The 10,299-nt window shown below is 72.8% G+C and carries 8 protein-coding genes; 7 read left to right on the top strand and 1 reads right to left on the bottom strand.

Translation table 11 applies throughout. From position 1 onward, the window contains the following. Positions 1-11 precede the first annotated feature (11 nt). The 3 genes from G5C62_RS04615 to G5C62_RS04625 all read left to right on the top strand — a co-directional run bounded on the left by G5C62_RS04615 (position 12) and on the right by G5C62_RS04625 (position 3,631). The gene (locus G5C62_RS04615; protein WP_164700089.1) at positions 12-1,523 is read left to right on the top strand and encodes an SLC13 family permease; all 1,512 of its coding nucleotides are present in this window, start codon (positions 12-14) and stop codon (positions 1,521-1,523) included. 126 nt (positions 1,524-1,649) lie between these two features. Continuing rightward, positions 1,650-2,864, top strand: coding sequence for a CaiB/BaiF CoA-transferase family protein (locus G5C62_RS04620; RefSeq protein WP_164700090.1), 1,215 nt, complete (start codon positions 1,650-1,652; stop codon positions 2,862-2,864). Next, entirely contained in the window at positions 2,861-3,631 is a 771-nt protein-coding gene (locus G5C62_RS04625) for an enoyl-CoA hydratase/isomerase family protein (protein ID WP_036336344.1), read from the top strand. The genes G5C62_RS04620 and G5C62_RS04625 overlap by 4 nt, the downstream gene beginning before the upstream one ends. Here G5C62_RS04625 and G5C62_RS04630 read toward each other — a convergent pair. Further along, on the bottom strand, positions 3,612-4,415 hold the full coding sequence (locus G5C62_RS04630) for an IclR family transcriptional regulator (RefSeq protein ID WP_036336343.1): 804 nt from the start codon (positions 4,413-4,415) through the stop codon (positions 3,612-3,614). The genes G5C62_RS04625 and G5C62_RS04630 overlap by 20 nt on opposite strands. A gap of 254 nt (positions 4,416-4,669) precedes the next feature. On the opposite strand from G5C62_RS04630, the gene aceB reads away from it, so the two are divergent. The 4 genes from aceB to G5C62_RS04650 form a co-directional block, all read left to right on the top strand. After that, positions 4,670-6,271, top strand: a complete 1,602-nt coding sequence (gene aceB, locus G5C62_RS04635) for a malate synthase A (protein ID WP_036336342.1) — start codon at positions 4,670-4,672, stop codon at positions 6,269-6,271. A 142-nt stretch (positions 6,272-6,413) separates the two neighbouring features. After that, on the top strand, positions 6,414-7,970 hold the full coding sequence (locus G5C62_RS04640) for an FAD-linked oxidase C-terminal domain-containing protein (RefSeq protein WP_197058473.1): 1,557 nt from the start codon (positions 6,414-6,416) through the stop codon (positions 7,968-7,970). Continuing rightward, positions 7,970-9,232 (top strand): FAD-binding oxidoreductase, encoded by a 1,263-nt coding sequence (locus G5C62_RS04645; protein WP_036336341.1) that lies wholly within the window; start codon positions 7,970-7,972, stop codon positions 9,230-9,232. Before G5C62_RS04640 ends, G5C62_RS04645 begins: the two co-directional genes overlap by 1 nt. Further along, positions 9,232-10,299: heterodisulfide reductase-related iron-sulfur binding cluster (locus G5C62_RS04650; RefSeq protein WP_241175698.1), on the top strand; the 1,068-nt coding region annotated here is incomplete at its 3' end. The genes G5C62_RS04645 and G5C62_RS04650, both read left to right, overlap by 1 nt.

A 10,299-nucleotide genomic window follows, 5' to 3' on the forward strand; every position in this document is an offset into this window, starting at 1 on the left:
TGGGGACGCCGGTGTCCGTACAGCTCGTGCTGATCTCGATCCTGCTGGTGGTGTTCCTGATCGCCACGGTGATGCCCGTGCACATGGGCGCCTTGGCGCTGGTGGCGGCGTTCATCGCCGGCTACTTCATCTACGGCACCGACGGCGACCCGACGTACGACGACGCGGTCTTCGGCTTCTTCCCCGGGTCGTTGTTCGTCGTCCTGGTCGGGGTGACGTACCTGTTCGCCATCGCGAAGAACAACGGCACCGTCGACTGGCTGGTGCACGCCGCGGTGACCGCATCCGGCGGCCGGCTCGCAGCCATCCCGTGGGCGATGTTCGCCGTCACCGGCGTGCTCACCGCCATCGGCGGCGTCGTGCCGGCGGTGGTGGCGATCATCGCCCCGGTCGGCATGTCCTTCGCGCGGCGCTACCAGATCAACCCGGTGCTGATGGGCCTGTTCATCATCAACGGCGCCACCGCCGGCGGGTTCTCGCCGCTGTCGATCTTCGGTGTCATCACCAACACCGTGGTCGCCGACAACGGCCTGGAGGGCAGCCCGCTGTTCCTCTGGGGTGCCTCGATCGTCATCAACATCCTGCTCTCCATCGCCGTCTTCTTCCTGTTCGGCGGCCGCAAGCTGCTCGGCGGCGGGCGGGTCGACCTGACCGACAAGCGCGACGACGACTTCGTGGCGGCCTCCGTCGCCGGGGACGCCACCGAGGACACCGGCGAGGACATCCCCGGCGGCCCTGCCCGCGGCGTGGCCATCGGCAGCACCGGCACCGCCGGTGCGGCGGTCTCCGGCGGCCGGGTCACCGAGGCGCGGCACGGCGAGCCGGGCCACCAGCACTCCCACGTCGAGGACCGCGCCGACCAGAAGGCGCTGCAGACCACCGCGCTGGCCGTCGACAACGCGCCCGACCCGGTCACCACGCTCGACCGGGACCGCACGCTGACGCTGATCGGGCTGGTCATCCTGGTCGTCGGGTCGCTGCTCCCCCTGGACCTCGACATCGGCCTGATGGCGATCACCGTCGGCGTCATCCTGTCGGTCATCGCCCCCCGCGGCGCCAAGGGCGCCGTCGGCCAGATCGCCTGGCCGACCGTGCTGCTGATCTGCGGCATCGTCACGTTCGTCGGGCTGATGCAGGACCAGAACGTGCCCGGCTGGCTCGGGGACAACGTCGCCCAAATGGGCCTCCCGTTGATCGCCGCGCTGCTGATCTGCTACATCGGCGCCGTCGTCTCGGCCTTCGCCTCCACCACCGGCATCCTCGGCGCGCTGATCCCGCTGGCCGTGCCCTTCCTCCAGGGCGACAACGCGATCGGGGCCATCGGCCTGATCACCGCGCTGGCGATGTCCTCCTCGATCGTCGACTCCAGCCCGTTCTCCACCAGCGGGGCACTCGTCGTCGCCAACGCCACCGAGGCCGAGCGGGAGCGGACGTTCAAGAACCTGACCGTCTGGGGCTTCTCGATGGTCGCGCTCATCCCGCCGATCACCTGGTTGATCCTGATCGTGCCCGGCTGGCTCTGAGCAGCACCCGCACCACCCGCGCCCCGGTCGGCACCCAGCCACCGGGGCGCGGTCACGTCCCGACCACGACATCCCCACCACGACATCCCCACCACGACGAGACCACCACCACCCGCGGAGGCAGACGTGAGCACACCCGCACCGCCGGACCAGCCGCCCCTGACCGGCATCACCGTGCTGGAGGTCGGCGTCTTCATGGCGGCGCCGTACGCCGCGATGCAGCTGGCCGACCTGGGCGCCCGGGTGGTCAAGGTCGAGGACCCCCGGTCCGGTGACCCGGTCCGGGCCAGCGGGCCGTTCGTCGACGGCGAGAGCTCGCCGTACCTGCGGCTGAACCGGAACAAGGAGTCCGTCGCGCTGGACCTGAAGTCACCCGCCGGCAAGCAGGCGTTCCTCGACCTGGTCGCCTCCGCCGACGTGGTGATCGAGAACCTGCGGCCCGGCGCGATGGCCCGGCTGGGGCTGGACGCCGAGGGGATCTGGGCGGTCAACCCGCGGGTGGTGCACGCCTCCGGGTCCGGCTGGGGGCAGGACGGGCCGCTCGCCCCGCTCCCCGGGCTGGACATCATGGCCCAGGCGCGCAGCGGGATCATGAGCATCACCGGCACGCCGGGCGGCGAGCCGGTCAAGGTCGGCGTCCCGGTCTGCGACCTGGTCTGCGGCCTCTACCTGGCACTCGCGGTCACCGCGGCGCTGCGCGAGCGGGACCGCACCGGCGTCGGCCAGTCGATCGACGTCTCGCTGTTCGAGGCCGGGGTCAGCCTCGCGGTGTGGGAGGCCGGCAAGTGGTTCGCCACCGGCGAGGTGGGCGGCCCGCTGGGCTCGGCGCACCAGAGCCAGGCGCCCTACCAGGCGTTCCAGACCGCCGACGGCTGGGTGACCATCGGCGCGAACACCCCCAACACCTGGGCCGGGCTCTGCGCCACCCTGGACATGGCCGACGAGCTCGCCGACCCCGGCTACGCCGACGCCAGCCGCCGGCACGCCCGCCGCGGCGAGCTGCTGGACGTCGTGGAGAGCCGCACCCGGACCCGCACCACCGCCGACCTGCTCACCGCGCTGGGTGCGGCCGGGGTGCCGTGCGCCCCGATCAACGACTACGGCGAGGTGTTCACCGACGAGCACTTGAACGCCCGGGAGTTCTTCTGGGACGCGCCGCACCCCACGCTCGGGCCGGTGCGGCAGATCGGCTCGCCGATGCGGTTCTCCCGGACCCCCGCCGTCCGCGGCGTCGCCGGCCCCCCGCTGGGCGCCGACACCCGCGCGGTGCTCACCCGGTACGGCGTCCCCGCCGACGTCGTCGACGCCGTCGCCCCATCCAGCCGAGAGGACGACGCATGAGCGAGCTCGAGGTCACCCAGGACGGCGCGGTGCTGACCGTGCTGTTCAACCGCCCCGAGGCCCGCAACGCGATGACCTTCGCGATGTACGAGGGGCTCGAGGAGGCCTGCGCCCGGGCCGACGCCGAGGAGTCGGTGCGGGTGCTGGTGCTGCGCGGCGCCGGCGGCCGGGCCTTCGTGGCCGGCACCGACATCGCCCAGTTCCTGGAGTTCACCAGCGGGGACGACGGGATCGCCTACGAGGCCCGGATCGAGCGGGTGGTCAACCGCCTGGAGGACGTCACCGTGCCGACCGTCGCCGCGGTCGAGGGCTCCTGTGTCGGCGGCGGGCTCGCCCTGGCCGCCGCCTGCGACCTGCGGGTGGCGACGGCGTCGTCCCGGTTCGGCGTCCCGATCGCCCGCACGCTGGGCAACTGCCTGTCGATGAACACCTACTCGCTGCTGGTGCACCACCTGGGCCCCGGTCGCACGCTGGACATGCTGCTGCGCGCGAAGCTGCTGTCCGCCGCCGACGCGGCCGCCGCCGGCTTCGTCGGTGAGGTGGTGCCCGACGGGGAGCTGGACCCGGCGCTGGCGTCGCTCGTCGAGACGCTGCTCGGGCACGCGCCGCTGAGCATGAAGGCCGCCGGCCAGGCGGTGGCGCGGCTGCGCCGGGCCGACCTGCCCGACGGCGACGACCTGGTGCGGGAGGTGTTCGGCAGTGCGGACTTCCGGGCCGGCGTGCGGGCGTTCGTGGACCGTGGACAGGTCAGCTGGACCGGCCGCTGAGCGCGCGGGCGCCGTCCTCCCGCAGCTCGGCGGCCAGCCCGGCGGCGGTCCGCTGCAGCAGCGCCACGATCGCCGGCACGCTCTCCATCGGCACCCGCCCCTCGGGGCCGGAGACCGAGATCGCGGTCTGCGCCGGGCCGCCGGGCACCGGGACGGCGACGCAGCGGACGCCGATCTCCTGCTCACCGTCGTCCAGCACGTAGCCCTGCGCGGCGATCTGCGGCAGCAACGCCAGCAGCTCGTCGGGGTCGGTGATCGTCTTGTCGGTGCGGCGGGGCATGCCGCCGCGCTCCAGCAGCTCACGGGCGGTCGAGACGGGCAGCTGGGACAGCAGCGCCTTGCCGACCCCGGTGCAGTGCAGGTGCACCCGGCGGCCGACCTCGGTGAACATCCGCATCGAGTGCTTGGAGGGCACCTGAGCGACGTACACCACCCGGTCGCCGTCCAGCATCGCCAGGTTCGCCGTCTCCCCGGTGGAGTCGACCAGGTCGCTCAGGTGCGGCCGGGCCCAGGTGCCGAGCGTCCGCGAGGAGCTCTCGCCGAGGTGGATCAGCCGGGGGCCCAGCACGTACCGCCGGGAGGGGAGCTGGCGTACGTACCCGCGGGCGACCAGCGTGCGGACCAGCCGGTGGATCGTGGACAGTGGCAGGCCGCTGTCCACCGCGAGCCGGGAGAGCGCGACCTCGCCGCCGTCCTCCGCCATCAGCTCCAGGAGCAGGAAGGCCCGCTCGAGGGACTGCACGCCCCCGTCGGAACCGCTGATCGCGCCGCCGGTCTCGGCCATGCCACTCCTCCGTCGTCCCGCGCACCCGGGGCCCGCCACCGTGCTCGCTCCCCGGGAACCCGGGGCCGCACGGCCGCCGGGCACCGGAGCGCCCGCGGTCGTCTTGACCCCACTGGTGACCGAGGATACGTTTTCCACATCACAGATGGAACCTTCCGCTTCTCGGAAGGTGACACCACTCGTACGGCCCGTCCCGCCGGCCCGGGGAACGCCTCGGTGGCACTGCCGGACGGCACCGACCCCCAGGGAGAGCAATGAGCACCGTCGACGGCGTGGAGATCACCGGCCCGATGGGCCCGCGGTTCGACGAGGTCCTGACGCCTCAGGCTCTGGAGCTCATCGCGCTGCTGCACCGCGAGTTCAACGGCCGTCGGCTGGAGCGGCTGCAGGCCCGCACGGAGCGGGTGCAGGCACTCGCCGACGGCGGCACGCTGGACTTCCTGCCGGAGACGGCCTCGGTCCGCGAGGACGACTCCTGGCGGGTGGCCCCGCCGGCCCCCGGCCTGGTCGACCGCCGGGTGGAGATGACCGGCCCGACCGACCGCAAGATGACCATCAACGCGCTCAACTCCGGCGCGAAGTGCTGGCTGGCCGACCAGGAGGACGCGAACTCCCCGCTGTGGGAGAACGTCGTCAACGGTCCGCTCAACCTGATGGACTCGATCGACCGCACCATCGACTTCACCAGCCCGCAGGGCAAGAGCTACGAGCTCAAGCCGGACGACGAGCTGCCCACGATCATCGTCCGCCCCCGCGGCTGGCACCTGCCGGAGAAGCACATCACCGTCGACGGTGAGCAGACCTCGGGCAGCCTGGTCGACTTCGCGCTCTACCTCTCCGCCTGCGGGCAGAAGCAGATCGACCGCGGTCAGGGCCCGTACTTCTACCTGCCGAAGATGGAGAGCCACCTCGAGGCGCGGCTCTGGAACGACGCCTTCAACCTCGCGCAGGACCAGCTGGGCATCCCGCGCGGCACCATCCGGGCCACCTGCCTGATCGAGACCTACCCGGCGGCCTTCGAGATGGAGGAGATCCTCTACGAGCTGCGCGAGCACTCTTCCGGCCTCAACGCCGGCCGCTGGGACTACCTCTTCAGCGTGATCAAGACGTTCCGCACCCGCGGTGAGGACTTCACCCTCCCCGACCGGAACTCGATCACGATGACCGTGCCGTTCATGCGGGCCTACACAGAGCTGCTGGTGCGCACCTGCCACAAGCGCGGCGCGCACGCGATGGGCGGCATGTCCGCGTTCATCCCGAGCAAGGACCCGGAGAAGAACGAGTTCGCGTTCAACAAGATCACCGAGGACAAGAGCCGCGAGGCCAACGACGGCTTCGACGGCTCCTGGGTGGCCCACCCGGGCATGGTCCAGACCGCGATGGACGCCTTCGACAAGGTGCTCGGCGAGCGGCCGAACCAGCTGGACAAGCTGCGTGAGGACGTGTCGGTCAGCGCGGCCGACCTGCTCAACGTGAAGGCCACCCCGGGCGAGGTCACCGAGGCGGGCCTCCGGGCCAACGTCAGCGTCGGCATCCAGTACGTGGAGTCCTGGCTGCGCGGCTCGGGTGCCGCCGGCATCAACGGCCTGATGGAGGACGCCGCCACCGCCGAGATCAGCCGCAGCCAGGTCTGGCAGTGGCTGCACAACGGGGTGTCGCTCAACGACGGCCAGCAGGTCACCACCGAGCTCGTGCAGCGGGTGATCGAGGAGGAGATGGCCGCCATCGCCGAGGCCAAGGGAGATGCGTACTCCTCCGGCCGATGGGACGATGCCCGTGCGCTCTTCACCGAGATGGCCCTGGGCGACGAGTACAACGACTTCCTGACCGTCCCGGCCTACGAGCGCATGCCCTGATCTCCGCCCCTGGGGGCCAAAGTCGCTATTTTGGCCCCCAGGGGCACACCCCCGCTGGCCACCGAAATGGCCATTTCGGTGGTCAGCGGGGACCGCACCAGATCGCACGTCACAGCAGGTCCGGCAACGAAGGCGGAACCTCATGAGCGGCATGCACGGCACCGAGACGACGGCCGGCCCGGTCCTCGGCGACACCCCACCCGAGGCCACGTCGGCCACCGGTGAGGCAGGGGACAACGCCGCGGGCATCGCGGCCGTGGGCCGGGTGGCCCGCGAGCTGATGCCCGAGACCGGGGTGATCGCCGACCCGACCCAGCTGCGCACCTACGAGTGCGACGGCCTGGCCCACTACCGGGTCACCCCCGCACTGGTGGTCCTCCCGGAGACGACCGAGCAGCTGGCCGCGGTGGTCAAGGCCTGCTCGGAGCACGGCGTCCCGTTCGTCGCCCGCGGCTCGGGCACCGGGCTGTCCGGCGGTGCACTCCCCCGGGCCGACGGCGTCCTGCTGGTCACCTCCCGGATGCGCACCATCCACGAGGTCCGCCGCGCCGACCAGCGCGCGATCGTGGAGCCCGGCGTGATCAACCTCGACGTCACCAGGGCCGCCACCCCGGAGGGCTACTACTACGCCCCCGACCCCAGCAGCCAGCAGATCTGCTCCATCGGCGGCAACCTGGCCGAGAACTCCGGCGGCGCGCACTGCCTGAAGTACGGGTTCACCAGCAACCACGTGCTCGGCACCGAGCTGATCACCCCGCAGGGCGACGTCGTGCAGCTGGGCGGCCTGGCGCCGGACTCCCCCGGCTACGACCTGCTCGGCACCGTCGTCGGCTCCGAGGGCACCCTCGGCATCGCCACCACCGCCACCGTCCGGCTGGTGCGGCTGCCCGAGGAGGTCCGCACCCTGCTCGTCGGGTTCCACACCACCGACGACGCCGGCGCCGCCACCTCGGCGATCATCAGCGCGGGCGTCCTGCCCGCCGCGATCGAGATGATGGACGCGCTGGCCATCGAGGCCGCCGAGGCCGCCGTGCACTGCAACTACCCGGACGGCGCCGGCGCGGTGCTGGTCATCGAGCTCGACGGCGCCTCGGCCGAGGTCGAGCACGAGTACGCCCTGGTCGAGCGGTTCTGCCAGGAGAACGGCTCCTTCGAGCTGCGGCTGGCCACCGACGCCATGGAGCGCGCGCTGATCTGGCGCGGCCGCAAGTCCGCCTTCGCCGCGGTGGGCCGGATCAGCCCCGACTACATCGTGCAGGACGGCGTGATCCCGCGGACCGCGCTGCCCGAGGTGCTCCGGGCGATCGCCGAGCTGTCGGAGTCCTCCGGCGTCCGGGTGGCCAACGTCTTCCACGCCGGCGACGGCAACCTGCACCCGCTGGTGCTCTTCGACGGAGAGAAGGAGGGCGCCGGCGAGGCCGCGGAGAAGGTCAGCGGCGCGATCCTGGACCTCTGCATCACCCACGGCGGGGCGATCACCGGCGAGCACGGGGTGGGCGTGGACAAGGCCGCCTACATGCCGAAGATGTTCACCGACGACGACCTGGACACCATGCAGCTGGTCCGGTGCGCCTTCGACCCGGGCAACATCTCCAACCCGGGCAAGGTCTTCCCGACCCCGCGGCTCTGCGGCGAGGTGCCCGGCAAGCGGAAGAAGGCGCACCCGCTGGTCGAGGCCGGTCTGGCGGACGCGTTCTGATGACCACCGTCGACCTCGACAGCGCCCGTACCGCCCTCGCCGACGCCTGCGGGGAGATCACCGACGCCACGCCCGCCGACGCCGTCGACGGGGTGCCCGCCGCACTCGTCGCCCGGCCCGGCTCCACCGAGGAGACCGCCGCCGTCCTGCGCGCCGCCGCGGCCGCCGGGCTCACCGTCGTCCCGCGCGGCCAGGGCACCAAGCTCACCTGGGGCCGGCCGCCGGAGTCCGCCGACGTGGTGCTGGACCTCAGCCGGATGAACCGGGTGCTCGACCACGCCGCCGGCGACCTCATCGTCGACACCGAGGCCGGCGCGCTGCTCTCCGACGTCCAGCAGACCGCGAGCTCGGCCGGGCAGCGACTCGCCCTGGACGAGCCGATCGCCGGCGGCACGGTCGGCGGCATGCTGGCCACCAACGCCAGCGGTCCCGGTCGGGTCGCCGTCGGCACCGCCCGCGACCTGCTGATCGGCGTGACCGTGGTGCGCGCCGACGGCGTGGTCGCCAAGGCCGGTGGCCGGGTCGTCAAGAACGTGGCCGGCTACGACCTGGGCAAGCTGGTCATCGGCTCGTTCGGCACCCTCGTCGTCGTCACCCGGGCGGTGTTCCGGCTGCACCCCGTGCCGGCCGCCCGCCGGTTCGTCTCCGTCCCGTTCGGCACTCCCGAGGACGCCTCCCGGCTGGTCCAGTCGGTGGTGCACGCGCAGGTCGTGCCGGCCGCCGTCGAGGTGGAGTGGCGCGTCGACGGTGCCGGCACGGTCGGCGTCCTGCTGGAGGGCACCCCGGCCGGCGTCGAGGCCCGGACGGCGAGCACCCGGCAGCTGCTGGGCGACGGCGCGTCCGCCGCCGAGGACGCACCCGCCGGCTGGGGCGTGCTGCCGTGGACCGAGGAGCCCGGGTCGACCGGCCTGAAGCTCACCTGCGCGCTGTCCGGGCTGGCACCGGTGCTCACCGCCGCCCGCCGGGCCGCGGAGGACGCCGGGATCGCCCTCACGGTGCGCGGCTCCGGCGGCGCCGGAGTGCTCTACGCCGCGCTGGGCGCCGACGCCCCGGTGGAGGCGCTGGCCGACGTGGTCACCCGGACCCGGGCGGTCTGCACCGAGCACGGCGGCTCGCTCGTCGTCCTCGACGGTCCCCCGGCGGTCAAGACGGCGGTCGACACGTGGGGCCCGGTGCCGGCGATCGACCTGATGCGCCGTGTGAAGGAACAGTTCGACCCCGAGCGCCGCCTGGCGCCCGGCCGGTTCGTCGGAGGCATCTAATGGTCGAGTCCACCCGCGCCCGTTCCGACGAGCCGCAGAGCGATCCGGACAAGGCCGGCGCACTCGCCGCCGGCCCCGTGCCCGTGGGCACCCCGACCGTGCGCCCCGCCTTCGACGACGACCACCCGCCCTCGGCGGAGCTGATCAGCGACTGCGTGCACTGCGGGTTCTGCCTGCCCACCTGCCCCACGTACACGCTGTGGGGCGAGGAGATGGACTCCCCGCGCGGCCGCATCGACCTGATGAAGGCCGGGCTGCAGGGCGCGCCGCTCAGCGACACGATGGTGCAGCACTTCGACGCCTGCCTGGGCTGCATGGCCTGCGTGACCGCCTGCCCCTCCGGCGTCCAGTACGACAAGCTCATCGAGGCCACCCGCGTCCAGGTGGAGCGGCACCACACGCGCAGCCCGGGCGACCGGGCGATGCGCGCGGCGATCTTCGCCCTCTTCCCCTACAAGAAGCGGCTGCGGGCGCTGCGCGGTCCGCTGCGGGCCTACCAGGCCAGCGGGCTGCCGAGCGTCGTGCGCAAGAGCGGGCTGCTGGACCGGCTCGCACCGAAGCTGGCCGCCATGGAGGGCCTGGCGCCGGTGCTGGAGAAGCGGGAGAAGCTGCCCGAGCGCGTGCCGGCCGCCGGCACCCGGCGGGCCGTGGTGGGCATGCTGACCGGCTGCGTGCAGGGCGAGTTCTTCCCCGGCGTGAACGCCGCCACCGCGCGGGTCCTCGCCGCCGAGGGCTGCGACGTGATCATCCCCCGCAAGCAGGGCTGCTGCGGGGCGCTGTCGGTGCACAACGGCCGTCAGCAGGAGGCGGAGTCCTTCGCCCGCTCGACCATCGACGCCTTCGAGGCCGCCGGCGTCGACACGGTCGTGGTCAACGCGGCCGGCTGCGGGTCGAGCATGAAGGAGTACGCCGACGTCCTCGCCGACGACCCGGACTACGCCGAGCGGGCGAAGGCCTTCTCCGCCAAGGTGCGGGACGTCTCGGAGTTCCTCGCCGACCTCGGCAGCGTCGCCCCGCGGCACCCGCTGGAGGTCACCGTGGCCTACCACGACGCCTGCCACCTGGGG

The organism is Modestobacter sp. KNN46-3 (assembly GCF_011039295.1).

Bases quoted from the DNA above. Each gene is read 5' to 3' on its own strand.
- aceB (WP_036336342.1), top strand. From the start codon at position 4,670: ATGAGCACCGTCGACGGCGTGGAGATCACCGGCCCGATGGGCCCGCGG.
- G5C62_RS04640 (WP_197058473.1), top strand. From the start codon at position 6,414: ATGAGCGGCATGCACGGCACCGAGACGACGGCCGGCCCGGTCCTCGGC.
- G5C62_RS04645 (WP_036336341.1), top strand. From the start codon at position 7,970: ATGACCACCGTCGACCTCGACAGCGCCCGTACCGCCCTCGCCGACGCC.
- G5C62_RS04630 (WP_036336343.1), bottom strand. From the start codon at position 4,415: ATGGCCGAGACCGGCGGCGCGATCAGCGGTTCCGACGGGGGCGTGCAG.
- G5C62_RS04625 (WP_036336344.1), top strand. From the start codon at position 2,861: ATGAGCGAGCTCGAGGTCACCCAGGACGGCGCGGTGCTGACCGTGCTG.